Origin of the sequence: Sphaerisporangium sp. NPDC088356 (assembly GCF_040685555.1) — a bacterium.
Lineage (GTDB): Bacteria > Actinomycetota > Actinomycetes > Streptosporangiales > Streptosporangiaceae > Sphaerisporangium.
Genome location: NZ_JBFBIK010000033.1, coordinates 25,037 through 45,578, shown reverse-complemented (window position 1 = coordinate 45,578; position 20,542 = coordinate 25,037). Strand labels below are relative to the sequence as shown.

Annotated in this window: 16 protein-coding genes; 11 read left to right on the top strand and 5 right to left on the bottom strand. The window is 70.2% G+C overall.

Features of this window, described 5'->3' with window-relative positions; translation table 11 throughout:
• Positions 1-18: 18 nt before the first annotated feature.
• From AB0O34_RS15160 to AB0O34_RS15125, 8 genes are all read left to right on the top strand, one after another.
• Complete coding sequence (locus AB0O34_RS15160; RefSeq protein ID WP_363915950.1) at positions 19-426, top strand: pilus assembly protein TadG-related protein; 408 nt, start codon at positions 19-21, stop codon at positions 424-426.
• A gap of 28 nt (positions 427-454) precedes the next feature.
• Complete coding sequence (locus AB0O34_RS15155) at positions 455-3,466, top strand: bacterial transcriptional activator domain-containing protein (protein ID WP_363915949.1); 3,012 nt, start codon at positions 455-457, stop codon at positions 3,464-3,466.
• Positions 3,467-3,603: 137 nt separating this feature from the next.
• On the top strand, positions 3,604-4,305 hold the full coding sequence (locus tag AB0O34_RS15150) for a hypothetical protein (protein WP_363915948.1): 702 nt from the start codon (positions 3,604-3,606) through the stop codon (positions 4,303-4,305).
• Entirely contained in the window at positions 4,302-5,231 is a 930-nt protein-coding gene (locus AB0O34_RS15145) for a hypothetical protein (protein ID WP_363915947.1), read from the top strand. The genes AB0O34_RS15150 and AB0O34_RS15145 overlap by 4 nt, the downstream gene beginning before the upstream one ends.
• 215 nt (positions 5,232-5,446) lie before the next feature.
• A complete protein-coding gene (locus AB0O34_RS15140) occupies positions 5,447-7,393 on the top strand; it encodes an ATP-binding protein (RefSeq protein WP_363915946.1) in 1,947 nt (648 codons plus the stop codon).
• 67 nt (positions 7,394-7,460) lie between these two features.
• Entirely contained in the window at positions 7,461-7,811 is a 351-nt protein-coding gene (locus AB0O34_RS15135) for a serine hydrolase domain-containing protein (protein WP_363915945.1), read from the top strand.
• Positions 7,805-8,335, top strand: coding sequence for a hypothetical protein (locus AB0O34_RS15130; protein ID WP_363915944.1), 531 nt, complete (start codon positions 7,805-7,807; stop codon positions 8,333-8,335). Before AB0O34_RS15135 ends, AB0O34_RS15130 begins: the two co-directional genes overlap by 7 nt.
• Before the next feature lie 220 nt (positions 8,336-8,555).
• Positions 8,556-10,055 carry an SMP-30/gluconolactonase/LRE family protein gene (locus tag AB0O34_RS15125; protein WP_363915943.1) on the top strand — a complete coding sequence of 500 codons (1,500 nt, stop codon included), beginning with the start codon at positions 8,556-8,558 and terminating at the stop codon, positions 10,053-10,055.
• 94 nt (positions 10,056-10,149) lie between these two features.
• Here the strand turns inward: AB0O34_RS15125 and AB0O34_RS15120 are convergent, their stop codons facing one another.
• The 5 genes from AB0O34_RS15120 to AB0O34_RS15100 form a co-directional block, all read right to left on the bottom strand.
• Positions 10,150-10,656 carry a methylated-DNA--[protein]-cysteine S-methyltransferase gene (locus AB0O34_RS15120; protein ID WP_363915942.1) on the bottom strand — a complete coding sequence of 169 codons (507 nt, stop codon included), beginning with the start codon at positions 10,654-10,656 and terminating at the stop codon, positions 10,150-10,152.
• A complete protein-coding gene (locus tag AB0O34_RS15115; protein WP_363915941.1) occupies positions 10,653-12,284 on the bottom strand; it encodes an AlkA N-terminal domain-containing protein in 1,632 nt (543 codons plus the stop codon). The genes AB0O34_RS15120 and AB0O34_RS15115 overlap by 4 nt, the downstream gene beginning before the upstream one ends.
• A gap of 68 nt (positions 12,285-12,352) precedes the next feature.
• Positions 12,353-13,300 carry an NYN domain-containing protein gene (locus tag AB0O34_RS15110; RefSeq protein ID WP_363915940.1) on the bottom strand — a complete coding sequence of 316 codons (948 nt, stop codon included), beginning with the start codon at positions 13,298-13,300 and terminating at the stop codon, positions 12,353-12,355.
• A gap of 103 nt (positions 13,301-13,403) precedes the next feature.
• On the bottom strand, positions 13,404-13,607 hold the full coding sequence (locus AB0O34_RS15105; protein ID WP_363915939.1) for an acyl-CoA carboxylase subunit epsilon: 204 nt from the start codon (positions 13,605-13,607) through the stop codon (positions 13,404-13,406).
• Between the two features lie 13 nt (positions 13,608-13,620).
• A complete protein-coding gene (locus tag AB0O34_RS15100) occupies positions 13,621-15,219 on the bottom strand; it encodes an acyl-CoA carboxylase subunit beta (RefSeq protein WP_363915938.1) in 1,599 nt (532 codons plus the stop codon).
• A 73-nt stretch (positions 15,220-15,292) separates the two neighbouring features.
• Between AB0O34_RS15100 and AB0O34_RS15095 the strand changes: the two genes are divergently transcribed.
• From AB0O34_RS15095 to AB0O34_RS15085, 3 genes are all read left to right on the top strand, one after another.
• Positions 15,293-16,111: an ABC transporter ATP-binding protein gene (locus tag AB0O34_RS15095; protein WP_363915937.1), complete on the top strand. Its 819-nt coding sequence runs from the start codon at positions 15,293-15,295 to the stop codon at positions 16,109-16,111.
• A 16-nt stretch (positions 16,112-16,127) separates the two neighbouring features.
• The gene (locus AB0O34_RS15090; RefSeq protein WP_363915936.1) at positions 16,128-17,684 is read left to right on the top strand and encodes a hypothetical protein; all 1,557 of its coding nucleotides are present in this window, start codon (positions 16,128-16,130) and stop codon (positions 17,682-17,684) included.
• A gap of 151 nt (positions 17,685-17,835) precedes the next feature.
• The gene (locus tag AB0O34_RS15085; protein WP_363915935.1) at positions 17,836-20,523 is read left to right on the top strand and encodes a phosphoenolpyruvate carboxylase; all 2,688 of its coding nucleotides are present in this window, start codon (positions 17,836-17,838) and stop codon (positions 20,521-20,523) included.
• Positions 20,524-20,542: the final 19 nt, after the last annotated feature.

Genomic DNA, 20,542 nt, shown 5'->3' with positions numbered 1-20,542 from the left:
CGGCAAGATCAAGGCTCGATGTCAGTATTTGTCGTGATCTTCTCCGTGGTGGTGTTCATGCTCGCCGGGCTCCTGGTCGACGGCGGCGCGGCCATCAACGCGCGGCTGCGCGCGTCCGACATCGCTGAGCAGGCGGCGCGGGCGGCGGCCGACCAGATCGACGTCGAGAACCTCCGGGTCACCGGCCAGGTGCGCCTGCTCGGCGACGACCGCGCGGTCTGCGGCCGGGCCCAGGAGATCGTCGACGCGCACGACGACGCGGAGGTCCGGCTGACCCGGTGCCAGACCGGCGCGGGCCAGGCTGAGGTGACGGTCGCGGTGAGCGCCCGGTGGAACGCGGTGTTCCTCGCCGCGCTCGGGTTCTCCGGCTCCGCCATGTCAGGTGTCGCCACCGCGGGCCCCGATCCCGGCGGCCAGCAGCCGTGACCGGGGCGGAGACGAAGGAAGGAGAGGGATGACCGCGCAACGCAGACCCCCATCGCGCACGTCGTCCGGGATCACCCCGGCGGCGCAGCCTCGGCGCATCCGGCCGCGACGGACGGTCGGCGACGTGATCGCCGGCATCGGGGCCCTCATCGCCCTGGCCGCGCTCATGGGCGGTGTCCCCTATGCCCTCCTCCGTCTCGCGGGCCCGCCGCTGCCCGACGAGCTGCTCAACGGAGACCTCCTCACCAGGCAGGTCAGCACCAGCACGGCCGTCGCGATCCTCGTGCTCCTGGTCTGGCTCACGTGGTCCCAGCTGGTCCTGTGCGTGATCGTCGAGGTGTACTCCGGCATCCGCCGCATCGGCATGCCCGTACGCGTGCCGCTGTCGGGCGGACCGCAGGCGCTGGCCAACCGTCTCGTCTCCACGGCGCTGATGCTGTTCACCGTGTCGGCCGTGGCGATACCGATCGCGGGCATCGCCTCCGGGCCGCCGCCGGCCCGGCCCTCGGTGGTCGCGGCGGCCCTCACCACTCCCATCCCGGAGGAGCAGGGCTCGCTCGGCTCGCTCGACGTGGTACGCCAGGTCAAGAAGGTGTACGTGGTCCAGCCGCCGCACGGGCGCCACCACGAGAGCCTCTGGGAGATCGCCGACAAGTGCCTCGGCGACGGGCGGCGCTATCCGGAGATCTACCGCCTCAACCAGCACAAGGCGCAGCCGGACGGCACCCGCCTGCAGATGGCCGATCTCATCAAGCCGGGCTGGGTGCTCGACATGCCGGACGACGCGAGGAATGTCCATGTCGTGCCCGTCGACGAGCAGCGGGAGACGACACTCAAGCGTCACCCGGGGAAACCCGTCGAGATGGACGGCCGCACGCAGTTCGTCGCACCGGAGGCCACGAAACACCAGACCACGAAACACCAGACCACGAAGGACCAAAGCGCGAAGGATCAAGGGTCGAAGGACCAGGCGAGCCGGAGCGCGCAGGACGAAACCGCGAAAAAGGGTGATACGAAGGTCGTCCTACCGCCGCCGGCGATGCCCCAGCGCACTTACCACCTTCCCGCCGTGCCGAAGGTCCCTGTTTCGGCCATTCCCAAACTGCCGCAGGCGACCGTTTCCCCTTCCGTGAAACCCGCGGAGAAACAGCACAAGCCCGAAAAGATCGAATTACCCGAAAGGCAGGAAAAGCAGGATCAGGGCGGCGGGCTCGATCTCGTCGACTACCTGGCGGGCGGTTCCCTGGCGGCGGCCGGTCTCCTGGCGGCGCTCGGCCGGCGCCGGCGCGAGCAGCTCTGGCACCGCGCGTTCGGCCACCGCATCCCCCGGCCGAGGGGCGACGCAGCGGGCGCGGAGGTCGCGCTGCGCCTCGGCTCGGACGCCCCCGGCAGCCGCATGCTGGACAACGGGTTGCGCCTGCTCGGCAAGCTCCTGGCCGAGCAGGGCCGCGTACCCCCGACGATCTACGCCGTGCACCTGTCCGTCCGGGGGCTCGACCTGTGGATCCACCCGCCGGAGCAGGACGCCCCCGAGCCCTGGGAGTCGCATGACGGCGGCCGCACCTGGCGGCTGCTCGCTCACGAGGGCCGGGGCATCGACGAGCACGCCCTGGCCGACGCGCCCGCCCCGTACCCCGGGCTCGTCTCGCTCGGGGTCACCGAGTCGGGCCGGGTGCTGATCGACCTCGAAGCGGCGCACGGAGTGATCGCCATCGCCGGGCACCGGGTCCGCGACGCCCTCGCCGCGCTGGCGGTGGAGCTGGCGACCAACCGCTGGTCCGACCAGATGCGGATCACGCTGGTGGGCTTCGGGAGCGAGCTGGCGACGATCGCCCCGCACCGCGTCCGGGTGGTGGGCAGCCTGGCCGAGGCGCTGCCCGAGCTGGAGGCGAGGGCCGAGGAGATGTCCGCGGCGGGCACGCAGGTGCTGACCGGCCGCGTCCACGGCCACGCCGCCGACCCCGCCTGGCCCCCGCACTTCCTGCTGTCGGCCATCGGGCCCGACACCGAGGAGGCCGCCCGCCTGGCGAAGCTCGGGCGCGCGGGCACCCGCATGTCCGCCGGGTACGTCATCGCCGGTGAAGTCCCGCACCCCACCTGGACCTGGGAGATCACCGAGGAGGGCAAGGCGCGGGTGGAGGCGCTCGGCGTCACGGTGGCGGCGCAGCTGCTGCCCAGGCGCCACTACGACGCCGTCGTCGAGCTGTTCCGCACGGCGGAGCGCCGCGAGGGCGAGCCCGTGCGCGAGGACGAGGAGCCCCGCGAGTTCACCACCTCGCCCTCGATCAACGTGCGGGTCCTCGGCCCGATCGAGATCGGGCCGGTGCCCCCGCTGGAGGAGGGCAGGGCCGAGCTGGCGTGCGAGCTGGTCGTCTACCTGGCCACCCATCCGGCCGGCGTGCATCCGGTCGTGCTGGGCGGCATCCTGTGGCCGCGCGGCGTGCAGGCCGTCGTGCGGGACGCCACGATCGCCCGGGTGGCCGAGTGGCTGGGCACCGACAGCGAGGGCAGGCCCAATCTCCGTACCGACGACACCGGCCGGCTGCGGCTCGGTCCTGAGGTGCGGTCCGACTGGCAGCTGTTCCGCGAGCTCGTCCGCCGCTCGCACAACGACCCGAGCGCACGGGCCGTGCTTCTGGAGAAGGCGCTCGGGCTGGTGCGGGGCCCGCTGCTCAACGGCAGGCCACGCGGCCGTTACGCCTGGCTGGCGGCCGACGAGCTCGAGTACGAGGTGGCGGCGAGCGTGGCGGACGCCGCCCACAGGCTCTGCGAGGTACGACTCGCCCACGGCGACGCCGAGGCGGCCGTGGCGGCGGTACGGGCGGGGCTGCTGCTGGCGGCCGACGACGAGGGGCTCTGGCGCGACCTGTTGCGGGCCGCGCACGCCACCGGCGACCCGCTCAAGCTGCGTGCCGTGGTCGACGGGCTGCACCGCCGGTCGTCCTCCCATCCCTACGGCGGGGGGATGGCCCCGGAGACCGAGTCGCTCATCGACGAGTTGCTCCCCACCTGGCGGCTGCATTCGATGCCGTCCGCGTGATCCACCGCGGCGACGAGTACGCGAAAAAGACAAGCACGAGAAAGGCGGCGGCAGTGAGAGGGATGGGGCACGCGGGTCAGGATGATTCCCGCGAGTCATGCCGATACGTGCATAACGGTGGTTCGAGCTCCCACCCCGTGGTTAGCGTCGTCGGCATGCGGATGCGGGCTGCCCTGGCCGCCGTCGCGCTGCTGGGCACCGGATGCTCGGCCGCCGGCGCGGAGCGCCCGTTCACCCCTGCGGACGGCGCCCCGTCCGCCGTCGCCACGGCCGCCGACCCCTCCGGCGACGCGACGCCCGGCCCGCTCGGCGCTCCGCAGGTCATGTCGACGCCGGGAGTCGAGAACATCGAGGTCGCGCCCGGCATGACCGTGTCCATCGAGTGGCCCTCCGGTCTCGACGGCGCGCAGCAGGCGATGGTCAAGGCATTCACCGACGGTTACGTCGGGTCCTGGAAGGCGGTCGTCAGCCAGGGCAAGGACACCGCGTACCTCTCCGGGGTCGAGGACCAGGCCGGCCGCGACGCCTACACCTGGGTTCGCGGCTTCGTCGAGCGTCGCGAGTCGGCCACCGGGTCCGCCAAGGTGTACGCCGTGCGGGTGGCGGCGGCCTCGGGCCGGGGCGCCGAGGTGGACGCCTGCGTCGACGAGTCGGGCGTCCGGGTGACGGAGGCCGGCAGCGGCCGTCCGATCACCGGCCAGCCCGCCTGGACCCGTCAGCCCACCGCCGTCTACCTCCAGGTCGCGGCCGTGCGCAAGGGCGACGACGGGGCCTGGCGGGTCAAGACCTACCTGCACGCCTCCTACCCCCACGAGCGTGCGAAGGAGTGCCGCCGATGAGATCGCTGATGCCGTTCGTCCTGGCCGCCTCGCTGGTCACCGCCCCGGTCTCCGATCCCGGAGGCCCGCGCGGCACCGGCTTCCAGGACGGCCGCACGAGCGGCGTGGTGCTGCGCGACTCCAAGATCGTGCTGAGCGGCACCGGCCTCGGCGCCAAGAGCGACGGCTACCGCGTCAAGCGCCCCTGCTGGTACGAGCCCGGCGACAAGCCCGACGACATGCTGACCAAGCAGCAGGACGTCAGGGACGACTGGTTCCACACGCATCCGACCGGCACCGCCGAGGACTTCGACCAGTTCCTCAAGCAGTACAAGGACAAGGTCGGGGAGAACGGCCGCTGGTGGGCGCCCGCGTACAATGCCGCCGACCCCGACGGCCTCGCCTGCGCCACGGGCCTGCCCGGAGCCGTCTGGGTGCCGCAGGGGGCGACGCCGCCCGGCGGGATCACCCTGCAGGAGCTCTACGATCTCGCCCGGGCCGCGCTGACGGTGCCCGAGCCGAAGATCGAGCTCAGCCCCGACGTCAAGAGCTACGTGAACCTTCCGACCTGGGTGTGGCTGACCGGCATCGGGGCCACCACCCGGTCGGTGACGGCCGAGCTCCCCGGTGTCATGTCCGCGACCGTGACGGCCACCCTCACGGACGTCAAGATCGATTCAGGCACGACCTCCGACCGGGCCGAGGTCAAGCAGGACTGCGGTCCCACGGGCCACCCGTACGTGAAGGGCGGCACGTTCACCTGCGGCGTTCGCTACCTGCGCGCCTCGGTCGACCAGTCGCGCAAGGCGTACGTGCTCACCGTGACCACGGAGTGGCCGGTGACGGCCGGTGGCGCGGTCGGTTTCGCCTTCCAGCCGGTCCAGGCGACCGCGGTCAGGGACGTCCCCGTGGGCGAGGTCCAGAGCATCGTCCGCGGCGACTCCTGACCGATCAGGCGAACTCCGGAGGAGCCGCAGGCCTGCAGGATGACGCTCACGATGAGGCCGCCGCCTTCGCGTGGGCGGGTGTTGACGTGACCATCGTGGGCTCCGACGACCGAGCGGACGATGGACAGGCCCGAGCAGGCGCCTTCGGCGGTGACCAACCGTTCATTCTGGTGACCTAGGGCGTGACTTCGCATGTGGTCTGCGATAGTGACCGTGTGCGTACGGTTCACATCGAGGCCAAGCCAGATCATCTCCTCCGTCTCGCGCGCCTGAAGGATCCCGTGGGCGCCGTCGCGGAGATGATCTGGAACGCGCTGGACGCCGAGGCGTGTCACATCACGGTCGACCTTGATGTCAACGAGCTGAGCGGTGTCGAGTCGGTCAATGTCACCGATGATGGCCATGGAATGCCGAGCGCCTCTTGCGCGAGCTGCTTCGGTGGCCTTGGCGGTTCGTGGAAGACCAGGGCCAAGGTTTCACCTGAGCTGAAGCGCGGCCTGCACGGGCGTAGCGGGCAGGGCAGGCTTCGCGCGTTCGCGCTAGGGGAACAGGTGCGCTGGGTCACGGTCGCGAAGGGGCTCGATGGTCGAAACGAACGCACGGTCATCAGCGGGGCGATCGACCGGCTCGCCGATTTCGACATCTCCGAGCCGGACTATGTTGAAGAGCCCTGCGGAACACGGGTCGAGGCGTCGGTCCCCGCGGACTTTGTCAACCGCCTGGTACAAGATGACACGGCTCAGCAGCTCGCCTCGACCTTCGCGCCCTTTCTCGCCGCTAATCCTGATGTGAGGATCACCTATCAGGGGGAGTCGTTGGATCCGGCCACCGTCTGGGCGGACACAGCTCAGTACCCGGTGGTGTGGCCAGATTCCGGTGAACACGCTGAGCCGCTGCTCCGGGTCATCGAATGGCCCAAGGATGTCGGCCGAGTCCTCGCCATCTGTGACGCCAACGGGGTCGTACTGGACGAGGTCTCGCCTGGAATCCAGGCGCCGGGATACCACTTCACGGCCTATCTCTTGTGGGACGGATTCGTCGAACGGCGGAGCGATCTCCCAATGGCGGAGATGGACGAGCTCGGAGGTCTTTTGGGGGTAGCCCGGGAAACTCTCCGTGGGCACTTCCGACGGCGTGACCGGGAGCGTAGAGCCAGGCTGATCCAGGAGTGGAAGCGCGAGGAGGTCTATCCTTACTCGGGGGAGCCCACCGAACCGACGCAGGCGGTGGAGCGCCAGATGTTCGACGAGGTGGCGACCACGATCGCGCGCCGTATTCCAGGTTCCCAGCAGAACCGGAAGACAACGCTCCGGCTGCTCAAAGAGATCATCGCCCATGATCCCAGCGGGCTCTACCCGGTTCTGGACGAGCTGTTCCGGCTGCCACAGTCAGAGCAGGAGGAGCTCAAGCGGATTCTCCAACGAACGAGCCTCTCCGATGTGGTCAAGGCGACCGGGCAGGTGGCCGACCGGCTGGACTTCGTCGCCGTGCTCAAGAAACTCGTCTTCGAGCCGGAGATCAGCAGGACGGTCAAGGAGCGAAGAGAGCTTCACAAAATCCTTGAGCGTGAGACGTGGGTGTTCGGGGATGCCTACGCGCTGATGGTCAGCGATCAGAGCCTGGATACGGTACTCATACGTCACTTGAAAGCGTTGGGCCGTGACCCTGAAGCCGGTCGGCTTGTCCCGGTGCGCAGAGAAGACGGTCGCCAGGGAATCGTCGACCTCATGCTCGGCAAAGCGCGCCGGGGAGGTTCCGGTCGCGAGCATCTCGTGGTGGAACTCAAGGCCCCCAGTGTGAAGATCGGCCAGATGGAGGTCGGTCAGATCAAGAGCTATGCCCAGGCGGTCGCCGACGATCCGCAGTTTCGCGATGCTCGGGTTTCCTGGAATTTCTGGGTCGTCTCCACAGAGATGGACGACATCGTCCGGAGGGATGCGACAGCCCCGAATCGGCCGCCCGGCTGTATCGCCGAGTGGGAGGGGGGCGTCCGTATCTGGGCGCGAACGTGGAGTGAGGTCATCGACGACTGTGAGGACCGCCTCCACTTCTACCGTGACCGACTGAATCACGATCCAGCCACGGAGCACGCGTTGGAGTATCTCCGACGAGTGCATGGCGACGTCATGCCTGAGGCGGCTGCGCGTGCGGTCGCTTATTGACGCTGGTTGACATTCGCGGGGCCGTGCTGGTCTTACCCTGGAGCCGCGCGGTTGAGACGGTGGACCGATGAGCATCCTGCGCGACCTGTTGAAGGCGTACGTCGGGGACGGATCGGTGCCGGGGGTGGTGGGTCTGGTGGCCCGGGGCGGCGGGGTCGAGGTTGAGGCCGTCGGGTCTGTCGATGTCGACGGCACCTCCCCGATGGCCAGGAACACGATCTTCCGTATCGCTTCGGTCAGCAAGCCCGTCATCGCCGCGGCGGTCATGTCGCTGGTCGACGACGGCCGCATCGCGCTGGACGACCCGATCTCGTCACCCCGATCAATCGTCACCGTGGTCCACGACATTGAAGCGCAGCGCGGCCCGAGCGGCGTACGCAGGTGCCGGTGGTCACTCGCCCTCCGAAGGCGGTGCTGACGCTGGCCCGAAATGCTCGATCCCTCGCCCCAGAGCGTGTTTCCCCCGGCCTCTTGCAGGCCTTGGCCGCAGAGGCACAAGCTCTCGCCATCGTGGGAAGGCAGAGGGAGGCTCTTGAACACCTCCGAGATCTCCAGGAGCTGACCGGCCGCTACAGCTTCAGCGAAGAGTTCGGCTGGTGCCCGTCCTCAATTTGGTTCACGAGTGCCTGGGTCAGCGCATACGGGGGAGCCACCGAGAGCGCGCGTGAGGCTCGCGACGCGGCCTTGGCCGCTTCGCCGAGCTACCAGAACGCCGCGAACGTGCGCCTGCAAGAAGCGATCAGCGTCGGCAAGAGCGGCGGCTACGACGAAGCTCTTCACCTCGCCACGCAGATAATGTCCGACCTTGACCCCGCCTACCGCACCAACATGATCATGCATACCGCACGCAGGGTGCTCGACACCGTTCCGGTCGAAAAGCGGGCCGCCCTGCCCGCGCTCGGTGACTACCGCGCCGCCGTCAACGTTCCCGTCCCGGCCTGACGCGAGTGAACACCTAGGGGCTGAGGGGAAAGGTCATCCAGGGCCCCGGCGACCGAGACTTGCTGACCTGACGGCGCGGCGTGCCTCACCGTGACGACGGAGTGGCGGGTGACCGCAGGTGGCGCGGAAGGAATCTTGCAATCTCGATGAGGTCGTCTCATAGTCGTTGGGCGATGGCCGGCACCCCCCTCGGCCGGCCGCATCATTCGGGAGGTTTGCCATGACGGCACCGCAGCACCACCGGAGTCCACTGCTCCGATGCATTCTGTCGACGGGCGCGGCCGCCGCCGTGGTGATCACCATGGCCGTGGTCCACGTGCCCACCGCGTCGGCGGCGGCGGGCTCCCCCATCACCGGCATCGGTGGCAAGTGCGTCGACGTGGCGTCCGGCAACAGCGCCAACGGCACCCGGGTGCAGCTCTGGACGTGCAACGGCGGCGCGGCGCAGCAGTGGACCGTCGAGACAGACGGCACGATCAGGGCGCTCGGTAAGTGCCTCGACGTGGCCGGCGCCTCCACCGCCAACGGCGCCAGGGCCCAGATCTACGACTGCAACGGCACGGGTGCCCAGCGCTGGATGGCCACGGCGGGACAGCTGGTCAACACGGCTTCCGGCAAGTGCCTGGACGCCGCGAACGTGAGCAGCGCCGACGGCACCCAGCTGCAGATCTGGTCGTGCAACGGCGGCGTGAACCAGCGGTGGACCATCGCCACCCCGACCCCCACGCCGACCCCGACCCCGACCGTCACCCCCACCCCGACGCCCACGCCCACCACGTCCCCCGTGCCGCGGCCCGGGGTCGGACAGTGCACGACCGGGGCGACGTACGGCAACCCGCTGCCGTCCACGACGGTCACCGCCACGAAGATCCGCGACGGCTTCAACTTCCTCGAGGGCCCGGTCTGGGACGCCACGACGCAGACCCTGCTGCTGTCGAGCATGCGCGACGGCGCGGGCGCCGAGAACGTGCAACCCGCGGACATTCTGAAGTTCACCGCGCCCAATACCTTTGAAACGTTCATCGCCGGCTCCGGCAGCAACGGCCTCGCTCTCAGCCGGGACGGCAGCACCATTCTGGCCGCGACGCACGACCAGCGCAGCGTCTCCTCCTACCGCTTGCAGGACAAGGCACGGGGCGTGGTGGCCTCGTCGTACCAGGGGCACGCGTTCAACTCGCCCAACGATCTCACCATCGGCGCCGACGGCACCGTCTACTTCACCGACCCCGACTTCCAGCGGGCGAACCGGTCCGACCAGATGTCCGGCCGCACCAGCGTCTTCCGGGTCAAGAACGGCGTGGTCTCGCTGATCGACGACACGATCAGGGAGCCGAACGGCATCGCGCTCTCGCCCGACGGCAAGACGCTCTACGTCGGCGGCAACGGCTCGGGCAAGGTCTACAAGTACCCGGTGAACGCGGACGGCAGCGTCGGCTCGCGCTCCGACTTCGCCTCGCTCTCGGGCTCGGACGGGTCCACGATCGACTGCGCGGGCAACCTCTACCAGGTGTCCTACAGCGACGCGAAGGTCCACGTCTACGCGCCTTCCGGCGCGGCTCTCGGCACGATCTCCGCGGGGGCGAGCACCACGAACGTGGCGTTCGGCGGCTCTGACGGCAAGACCCTCTACATCACTTCCGGTACGGCGTCGCATGGCGGCAACACCGGCAACTTCGGGCTCTACAGCGTGCGCCTCAACGTGCCCGGCTGGCCGTACTGACCGACGCCTCGGAGACGACTCACCCGTGGCCGGCGGGTCGGTCGTCTCCTGTCGGAAGATCATCACGAGCGCGCAGCGAGTCAGGTGATCATGGTCAGAGGGCGTGCTCGTGCTTGAGGAGCCATTCCTTGACCGGGGTGCCGTAGTAGTAGCCGCCGAAGCCGCCGGTGGAGGGAAGTACGCGGTGGCAGGGGACGAACGGGGCGATGAGGTTCTGGGCGCACGCCGACCCGGCCGCGCGTGCCGCCGTCCTCGGCAGTCCGGCCCGCTCGGCCAGTTCCGCGTAGCTCACCGTCGTTCCCGCTGGCACCGCACGCAGCGCCGCGAGCAGCCGCTGCCGGGTCGGCGTGCCCGGCTGGTCCAGTTCCACGGTGTCGAGCGCGAACAGGTCGCCGTCGAGGTAGTCCCGTACGGCCCGCGCCGGCTTGCCGAGGTCGTCGACGGGCTGGAGGGGGAGCGCGGTGAGCTTTCCCGGCAGCCGTACGTACATCTCGGCGGGGTCGGCGGTGAACCCCGCGGCGACCAGCACCCCCTCATGTACGAGCAGCGAGAGCGGCCCGGTCGGAGTCGGCAGGACCTGTGCGTCGATCGTTGCGTTCATGGCGTTTCCGAACTCCAGAGGTGTAGGGCGGCGTACGCCCGCCAGGGGCGCCACCGCTCGGTGTCGTCTTCGGGGATGTCGAGTGCCTTCATGGCCCGCCGGAGGCCGAGGTCGCCGGAGGGCCAGGCGTCGGGGTCGCGCAGGGCGCGCATCACGATGTAGCCGGTGGTCCACGGCCCGATGCCCGGGATGTCCAGGAGCCGGGACGCCGTCTCGGCAGGGTCCGCCCCGCCGTCGAGGTCCAGCTCACCTGAGGCCGCCTTCTCGGCGAGGATCTTCAGCGTCGTGATCCGCCGCCCGGTCAGCCCGAGCCCGGACAGATCGGCCCCCGCCAGCCGCTCGGCCGTGGGGAACAGCAGGCGCGGTCCATCGGCGTCCGCACCCATCACTCGGCTCCCGCCACCGTCGTACGTCCGGTCGGGTGGTCCGGCCAGAGATGAGGTGTGTTCGGGTGGGGTCGGGGCTCCGGCGATGGGGGGCTCTCCGACGTCGGGTGTTCCGGTGAGGGCTGCGACGTCGCAGGGTTTGGCAACGGTTCCGGCGCGGGCGGCGATGCGGCCGAGCAGCGTCCTGGCCCCCGCGACCGAGATCTGCTGGCCCACCACGGCGCGTACCGCCAGCTCGAAACCGTCGAAGGCGCCGGGCACGCGCAGCCCCGGACGTCGCTCGACGAGCGGGTGGAGCGCGGTCGCGCCCAGGGCGTCGGCGATGGCGCCGGGATCGGAGTCGAGGTCGAGCAACCGGCGGCACCGGGAGACGATCCTCGCCAGGTGACGGGTGTCGTCGAGGGTCACCGACAGCCTGATGTGCCCGTCGGCCGGAGCCAGAGTGATCACCCCTCCGGGCACGGCGCGGCGGTAGCCGGTGGGGCTCGCCTCCTCGACCCCCGGGATCGCCCGGGAGGCCAGGAAGCCGAGCAGGGTCTCCGCGTCGTACGGCGGCCGGTAGTTCAGCCGCAGCGTGAGCGTCGCGGGCATGCCGGGAGTGACGCCCCGCGACGACGAGGGGACCCGGGAACCCGATGTAAGGGCTCCAGGAGACGCGATGGGGAGGGAGCCTGAGGTGGTACGGAGGTCGCTGGGCGCGAAGCCGTACGCCTCCTTCATCGTGGCGTTGAACTGGCGCACGCTGCCGAACCCGGCGGCGAACGCGACATCGGTGATCGGCAGCGGCGTCTCGGTCAGCAGTTGCTTGGCGAGCAGCAGCCGCCGGGTTCTCGCCACGGCCAGGGGACCGGCGCCGAGCTGGGCCGTGAAGAGGCGCAGGAGGTGGCGTTCGGTAACGTGCAACCGGCTCGCGAGGCCCGCGACGCCGTACTCGTCGGCCACGCCGTCGTCGATGAGGCGCAGCGCCCGCCCGACGAGGTCGGCGGCGACGTCCCAGCCGGGATCGCCGGGGCTGAGCTCGGGGCGGCAGCGGCGGCATGGACGGAATCCGGCGGCCTCGGCCGCGGCGGCGTGGCGGTAGAACCTGACGTTCTGCCGCGCGGGCGTACGGGCGGGGCAGATGGGGCGGCAGTAGATGCCCGTCGAGGTGACGGCCGTGTAGAACCGCCCGTCGAATCTCGTGTCGCGAGCGCTCGCCGCCCTGTAACAGGAATCGAAGTCGAGGGTCTGGTGTGGTGTCACAGCTACGACGCTATGCCCTGGTCAGGCCGCGCGACCGGCGGGAATCGGACCTCGCCGTCGGCGGGGTGTCACTTGGTGGATATGCCGACGCCGAGGTCGAATTCGCGGTAGACGCGGGCCCAGAAGCCGTCGCGTAGCCAGACCCTGGCCTCGGGGTAGGGGCGCAGCGAGTGACCGAGCTCCTTCTCGGCCTCGATCAGCAGCTCGGTGTCGATGACCGTCGGCAGCAGCGGGCCGGGGAGCAGGTCGCGGATGTTGTCGCGGCCCCGCGTGAGGATCCACTTCTGCGCGACGTGCTCGCCGACCTCCTCGACCCTCGGGCGGCTCGGCCCGAGCTTGGTGACCTGCCCGGGGTGCTTGACGGCGGGTTTGGCGCTGAGCGCGGTGCGGCCGGCGAACACCTGGGCGGGCGACGGCGGCGTGGGCGCGGTGGCGGTCACGACCTGGGCGGCACGGTTGAAGTAGGGGCGCAGGAAGTCGGCCCCCAGCTCCTCCACGGTGTCGGACTCCCATACGAGGCGCTCGGCCTGATTGGTCCCATAGGGAGGTTCGACGCCCCACAGATGGATGCGCACTCCGAACGTCTGGGCCGCCTCGACGGCGGGCACCATGTCCTCGTCTCCGGCTATCAGCACGGTGTCGCTCACCGCGTGGTGGCGGGCGAGCGCCTCCAGGTCGCTGCGGATCTGCGCGTCGACGCCCTTCTGCTGCCCTCGGGCGTTGAGGTTGCCCAGGCGCACCTTGACCCACGGAAGCTGCGCGATCACGCGCTGGTCGACGGTGGGCACACGGTCGCGGGCGGCGTCGTACCAGTAGACGCGCAGCAACTCGCCGGGGATGCGCTCCATCGCGTGCTTCTTTAGAGCTTGGATCAGCTCGTCGGCCGCTACGCGATATTCCTTGCGCTCCTTGGCACCCAGGATGACCTCGCCCGCCGCAGCGTAGAGATAGCCGACGTCCACGAGAACGGCGTATTTCGCCGCCACGGGATGCGGTGTGAGGTCCGGGATTGCCATGCTCTCCTCCAGGCCTCGGTCCTAGACAATGATCGGCTGACTATATTCCCCCATTTCTAGATAGTCCCAACTCTTAGCTCGCTTGACACCCACTTCGAAAGATCTAATGGGGCCGTGAGCTTGCTCGCCACGCTCCCGGGCCCGTGGGGAACGCCCTTCTCAGCCGGTGTGCTGGGTTACGCCACGTTTCGCGGCTTCGAGGGGTTTGTGTCGGGCTTGTCTCCCTTGTCGCAACCGCGATCACGAGCGCGGCCACCTCCTCCGGAGTGGCGTCGCCGTGAATGATCCTGAGATAGGGCTGATCCATGGGCACCTCCTTCCTACAGGGGGATGTTGCCGTGCTTCTTCGGCGGCAGGGTCTGGCGCTTGTTGCGCAGCACGCGGAGCGCCCTGACGATCTTGATTCGCGTGTCCGAGGGCCTGATCACCGCGTCGACGTACCCCCGCTCGGCCGCGAGGTACGGGTTGGCGAGCGTGTCCTCGTAGTCGGTGATCAGCCGGGTCCGCTCCGCGTCGGGGTCGTCCGCCGTCGCCAGCTCGCGCCGGTAGAGGATGTTGACCGCGCCCTGGGCGCCCATGACCGCGATCTGCGCCGTCGGCCACGCCAGGTTGATGTCGGCCCCGAGGTGCTTGGAGCCCATGACGTCGTACGCGCCGCCGTACGCCTTGCGCGTGATCACCGTGACCAGCGGCACCGTCGCCTCGGCATAGGCATACAGCAGTTTGGCGCCGCGCCGGATGATCCCGTTCCATTCCTGATCAGTGCCCGGAAGGAAGCCCGGTACGTCCACGAAAGTAAGGACGGGAATGTTAAAGGCATCACAGGTGCGGACGAAACGCGCGGCCTTTTCGGAGGCGGCGATGTCCAGCGTGCCCGCGAAGCTCAACGGCTGGTTGGCCACCACTCCCACCGAGTGCCCCTCGACCCGGCCGAAGCCCACGACGATGTTGGGCGCGAACCCCGCGTGGATCTCCAGGAACTCGCCGTCGTCCAGGACGTGCTCGATGACCTGGTGCATGTCGTAGGGCTGGTTCGCCGAGTCGGGGATGAGCGTGTCGAGCTCGCGGTCGGCGTCGCTGACGGTCAGGTCGGCGGGGGAGTCGAACACCGGGACGTCGTCCATGTTGTTCGACGGCAGGTACGACAGCAGCGCCCTGGCGAACTCCAGGCAGTCGGCCTCGTCGGCCGCCTCGTAGTGGGCCACGCCCGACTTGGAGTTGTGGGTGTGCGCGCCGCCGAGCTCCTCGAACGTCACCTCCTCGCCGGTGACCGTCTTGATGACGTCCGGCCCGGTGATGAACATGTGCGACTTCTCGCGCACCATGAGCACGAAGTCGGTGAGCGCCGGGGAGTACACGGCGCCGCCCGCGCACGGGCCCATGATCAGGGAAATCTGCGGGATCACCCCAGAGGCGTGGACGTTGCGCTTGAAGATCTCGGCGTAGAGCCCGAGCGAGACGACGCCCTCCTGGATGCGCGCGCCGCCGGAGTCGTTGATGCCGACGACCGGGCAGCCGGTCTTCAGAGCGTGGTCCATGACCTTGACGATCTTCTCGCCGAAGACCTCGCCGAGCGAGCCGCCGAAGACCGTGAAGTCCTGCGCGAAGACCGCCACGGGGCGGCCCGCCACGGTGCCGTAACCGGTCACCACGCCGTCGCCGTACGGCCGCTCGCGCTCCATGCCGAAGGTGGACGACCGGTGGCGGGCGAGCTCGTCGAACTCGACCAGCGACCCCTCGTCGAGGAAGGCGACCAGCCGCTCGCGGGCGGTCATCTTGCCCTTGGCGTGCTGTTTCTCGACCGCACGCGAGGATCCGGCGTTGGCGGCCTCGTCGAGGCGTCGCTCCAGGTCAGCGATCTTCCCCGCGGTCGTGCGCGGATCGATGCCTTCGACGTGCGGAACGGGCTCAGCGCTCATGCCCGTAGGTTAGTCCTCCCGTCAGATCGCCGGTCACCCGGAACCGTCCTTGGCCCCCGGTTAGAGTGACGGCATGACCGATTTCGCCAGTGGGCCCGGCTCGGCCGTCTCAGCGGGTTCCGCCGGCCCTCCGGAAGCGGTCCGCACACGGGGGCTCTACAAGCGGTTCGGCCCGCAGGTGGCGGTCGCCGGAGTCGACCTCGTGGTGCCGCGCGGCAGCTTCGCGGGCCTCGTCGGGCCGAACGGCGCGGGCAAGACGACCACCCTCAGCATGATCACCGGCCTGCTCATGCCCGACGCGGGCTCGGTGGAGGTCGGCGGGGTCGACGTGTGGCGTCACCCGGTGGCGGTCAAGGCCCATGTCGGCGTGCTCCCCGAGGGTCTGCGGCTGTTCGAGCGGCTGTCGGGGCGCGAGCTGCTCTCGTACAACGGCCAGATCCGCGGCATCCGCAAGGAAGAGGTCGCCCGGCGCGCCGAGGAGCTGCTGAACGTCATGGATCTGGCGGACTCGGCCGACAAGCTGGTCGTCGACTACTCCACCGGCATGCGCAAGAAGATCGGCCTGGCCGCTGCGCTCCTGCACAACCCCAAGGTCCTCTTCCTGGACGAGCCCTTCGAAGGGGTGGACCCGGTCAGCGCCAACACGCTGGTCGAGGTCCTCCAGCGTTACACCTCCTCCGGCTCGACCGTCGTCTTCTCCAGCCACGTGATGGAGCTCGTCGAGCGCCTGTGCGACTGGGTGTCGGTCATGAACCACGGCCAGATCGTCGCCCAGGGCACCCTGAGCGAGGTCCGCGGCGGACACACGCTCAACGAGGCCCTGCTCGACCTGGTCGGGGTACGCGGCACCGGCGAGGAGGGCCTGTCGTGGCTCGGATCCTCCTCCACCTGAGCCGAGAGGGGCCTTGATGGCCTGGCTTTTCGTCCGCCTGAAGCTACGCCTGATCGCCGGTAACCTCCGCGGCGACACCATGCGCCAGGTCGGCTTCGTCTTCACGATGATCGCGGCGGTCATGGTGGCCTGCGCGGGGCTCCTTCTGATGAGCCTCTTGCGGTTCGCGCCCGTGGACGTGGCCGTGAACGCCGGCGTGGTCCTCTTCACCGTGCTCACGGTGATCTGGGTGGTCGGTCCGCTGCTGGTGTTCGGCGTGGATGAGACGCTCGACCCGGCGCGGCTGACCCTGTTCCCGCTCACGGCCCGGCAGATGGCCGTCGGCATGTTCGCCGCCTCGGCCACCGGTCCCTGGCCGGTGGCCTCGCTGTGCCTCCTCGTCGGCGCCATCGTCGGGCTGTCGCGGAGCTTCACCGGGGTGCTGATCGGTCTGGTCGCCATCGTGTTGCAGGTCGCGCTGTGCCTGGTCGCGTCCAGGGCCGTCACCACGGCGCTCTCCCGCGTGCTGCGCACCCGGCGGGGCCGCGACCTGCTGGCCGTGGGCGTGGTCTTCGTGATCCTGCTGACCCAGGTCCCCAACCTCCTCCTGAATCGCGGCTTCGGCGCCGATCCCCAGGAGTTCCTGGCGCGTCTGGCCTCGGTGGTGAGGTGGGGGCCGCCGGGCATGGCCGCGCACGCCATCGCGGACGGCGGGCTCCTCGGGCTCGCCGAGATCGTGATCGTCGCCCTTGTGGTGCTCGCGCTCGGTCGGCTGTGGATCGCCGCGCTGGGCAAGGCCATGGTCACATCCGACTCCTCCACGCAGATCGGCTCGGTACGCCGCAGCCGCTTCGACGGCCTGCTGCCCGGGGGTGCGCTCGGCGCCGTCGTGGCCAAGGAGCTGAAGTACGTCCGCCGGGAGCCGCGGGGACGCATGGGATGGATGGCGGCCATCGGCTTCTCTGGAGTGCTGATGTTCTCCCTGAGCGGCGGCCCCAACGGCCTCGGCGGGTCCGCGCTGGCCGTCGCCCCCGCGTGCGTCGGGGCGCTGATGATCGGGCTCCAGGCGGCCAACGCGTTGGGCATCGACGGCCGCGCCCTGTGGATGAACGCCATCGTCTACTCCTCCGACCGCGACCTGCGCACCGACTTCGCCGGGCGGCATCTCGCCGTCTCCCTGGTGGCCGTGCCGCTGCTCGCCGTGCTCTCGATCGCCGCCGCGCTGGTCGCCGGGCACCTGCCCTGGGCACTGCCCGCGGTGCTGACCTCCAGCGGGCTCCTGCTGGTCTCTCTGGGTGTGGGCGCCGTGACCAGCGTGATCCTTCCGTACACCTACCCCGACCGGATCAACGCGTTCACCAGCGCGGCTCCCGGCCAGGGCGGTGTGGCGTTCGCCGGGTCGTTCGGCGCGATGCTCGGCACGAGCATGCTGGCGTTTCCGGTCGTGCTGCCGGTCTTCCTCGGGCTGACCTGGGTCGCCGCGCTGGCCGTGCCGTACGGGCTGGTGGTCGCCCTCGCGGGCCGGCGGCTGGCCGCGACCATCGGGTACGCCCGCCTCCCCGACCTCCTCGGCGCCGTCTCCCGGCCCGCCTGACCGCCGCTCGCCCATGCACACTGGTCTAGTCCAATAGGTGAGACCGGTATCCAGGTGGTGGGGCCGACTGGATACCCTTCCTGGTATGGCCGCCATCGCTTCACAGCAGGCAGACCGTTCTCCTGTTGAACGCCACAGTGCCGTTTCCGAGATGCCCGACGAGCTGCGTGCCGACGTGCGCATGCTGGGCGAGTTGCTTGGCCGGATCATCGCCGAGGACGGCGGGCCCGACCTGCTGGCCGACGTCGAGCGGCTGCGCAAGGCGGTGATCGCGGCGCGAAGGCGCGAGATCTCCGTGGACGAGGTGGCCGCGATGGTCGCCGGATGGTCGATCGACCGGAGCGTGCAGATCGCCCGCGCCTTCACGTGCTACTTCCACCTGGTCAACCTCGCCGAGGAACACTTCAGGATCCGCACGCTGAGGTCCAGAGACACCGGCGAGGCGACGCTGCCCGAGTCCCTGGCTCAGGCGGTCAGCGAGCTGAAGCACGACCTCCGCCCGGAGGAGCTGACGAAGCTGATCTCCGAGCTGGAGTTCCGCCCGGTGCTCACCGCGCACCCGACGGAGGCGCGCCGCCGCGCGATCGTCACGGCCATCCAGCGGGTCAGCGTGCAGCTCGCGGAGTACAACGCCCCCGAAAGGGGAGCGCAGGAGCGGCAGGAGGCGCACCGGCGCCTGCTCGAAGAGATCGACATGCTGTGGCGCACCGCCCAGCTCCGGCACACCAAGCTCGACCCGCTGGACGAGGTCCGCACGGCCATGTCGGCGTTCGACGAGACCCTGTTCCGTACGGTCCCGCGCATCTACCGGTCCCTGGACGCCGCGCTGGCCGAGGGTTCCGGCACGCGCGAACCGCAGGCCAAGGCCTTCATCCGCTACGGGAGCTGGATCGGCGGCGACCGCGACGGCAACCCCAACGTGACCGCCCGGGTCACCCGCGAGGCCGTGCTCATCCAGGCCGAGCACGTGCTCACCGCGCTCGAGAACGCCGCCACGCGCATCGGCCGCACCCTCACCGCCTCCGCCCTGTACGGCGCGCCCGGCAAGGGCCTGCGCGACGCGCTGGCCGCGGCGGCCGACGACCATCCGGAGCTGGTCTCCGAGCTGGGCAAGCGCTCGCCGCGCGAGCCGCACCGGCAGTGGCTGCTGTTCGTGGCCGCCCGGATCGCCGCGACCCGCCGCCGCGACCTCGATCTGGCATACCGCTCGCCCGACGACCTGCTGCGCGACCTGCGCACGTGCCAGGCCTCCCTGGTCTCCACGGGCGCGACCCGCCAGGCGTACGGGGAGATTCAGCACCTCATCTGGCAGGTCGAGACCTTCGGGTTCCACCTGGCAGAGCTGGAGGTCCGCCAGCACTCGCAGGTGCACGCCCAGGCGCTTGAGGAGATCAGGGCCGGCACGACCTCCGAGCGCACCGAGGAGGTCCTGGCGACTATCCGCATGATCGCCTGGATCCAGGAGCGGTTCGGAGTCGCCGCCTGCTCGCGGTACGTCGTGTCCTTCACCCGGTCGGCCGGCGACATCGCCGCCGTCTACGAGCTGGCCGAGCACGCGCTCGGCGGTCGCACTCCCGTGCTGGACGTCGTGCCGCTCTTCGAGTCCGGGGAGGACCTCGCCAACTCGGCCGACGTGCTCACCGGGATGCTCGGCCTGCCCGCCGTACAGAAGCGCCTCGCCGTGAACGGGCGCCGCCTTGAGGTCATGCTCGGCTACTCCGACTCCGCCAAGGAGCTCGGGCCGGCCGCCGCCACGCTGAAGCTCTACGACGCCCAGGCCGAGCTGGCCGCCTGGGCCCTCACCAACGACGTCCGGCTGACCCTCTTCCACGGCCGGGGCGGCGCTCTCGGCCGGGGCGGCGGCCCCGCCAACCGGGCCGTACAGGCCCAGGCTCCCGGATCTGTCGCCGGCCGGTTCAAGGTCACCGAGCAGGGCGAGGTCATCTTCGCCAGGTACGGCCACCCCGCGATCGCCCTGCGGCACATCGAGCAGGTCACCAACGCCGTGCTGCTCGCCTCCACCCACTCCGTCGGGGCCCGCACGGCCGACGCCGCCGCGCGTTTCCGGCTGCTGGCCGAGCGGGTCGCCTCCGCCTCCGAGCACGCCTACCGCTCGCTGACCGAGGCTCCCGGGTTCCCCGAGTGGTTCGGCCTGGTCAGCCCCCTGGAGGAGATCGGCTCGCTGCGCCTCGGCTCCCGTCCCGCGCGGCGCGGGCTCGGCGCGCCCAGGTCCCTGGACGACCTGCGGGCGATCCCGTGGGTGTTCGCCTGGGCCCAGACCCGCGTCAACCTCCCCGGCTGGTACGGCCTCGGCAGCGGCCTCCTCGCCGCCACCCGCCCCGAGCCGGTCCCCAACGGTACGGAGCCGGTTTCCGGTGGCACCGAGCCGGCCGCCAACGGCACCGGCTCGGCCGGGCAGGAGCCGGGGCCGGGGCTGGAGGAGCTGCGGCGGGCCTATAACGAGTGGCCGCTGTTCGCCTCGCTCCTCGACAACGCCGAGATGTCCCTCGCCAAGACCGACCGGCAGATCGCGGCCCGCTACCTCGCGCTCGGTGGAAGGCAGGACTTCGCCGACCAGGTGCTCGCGGAGTACGACCTGACCCGCGAGCTCGTCCTCGCGATCACCGGGCACTCCCGGCTGCTGGAGAGCAGGCGCGTCCTGTCCCTGGCCGTACAGCTCCGCGACCCCTACGTCGACGCCCTGTCCCACCTCCAGCTCCGTGCCCTCTCCGCCCTCCGCGCCGAGGACAACCTCTCCGAGGACGAGCGCGAACGCCTCGAAACCCTCCTCCTGCTGAGCGTCAACGGCGTCGCCGCGGGCCTGCAGAACACCGGCTGACCGTCACCCCCGGCGAATC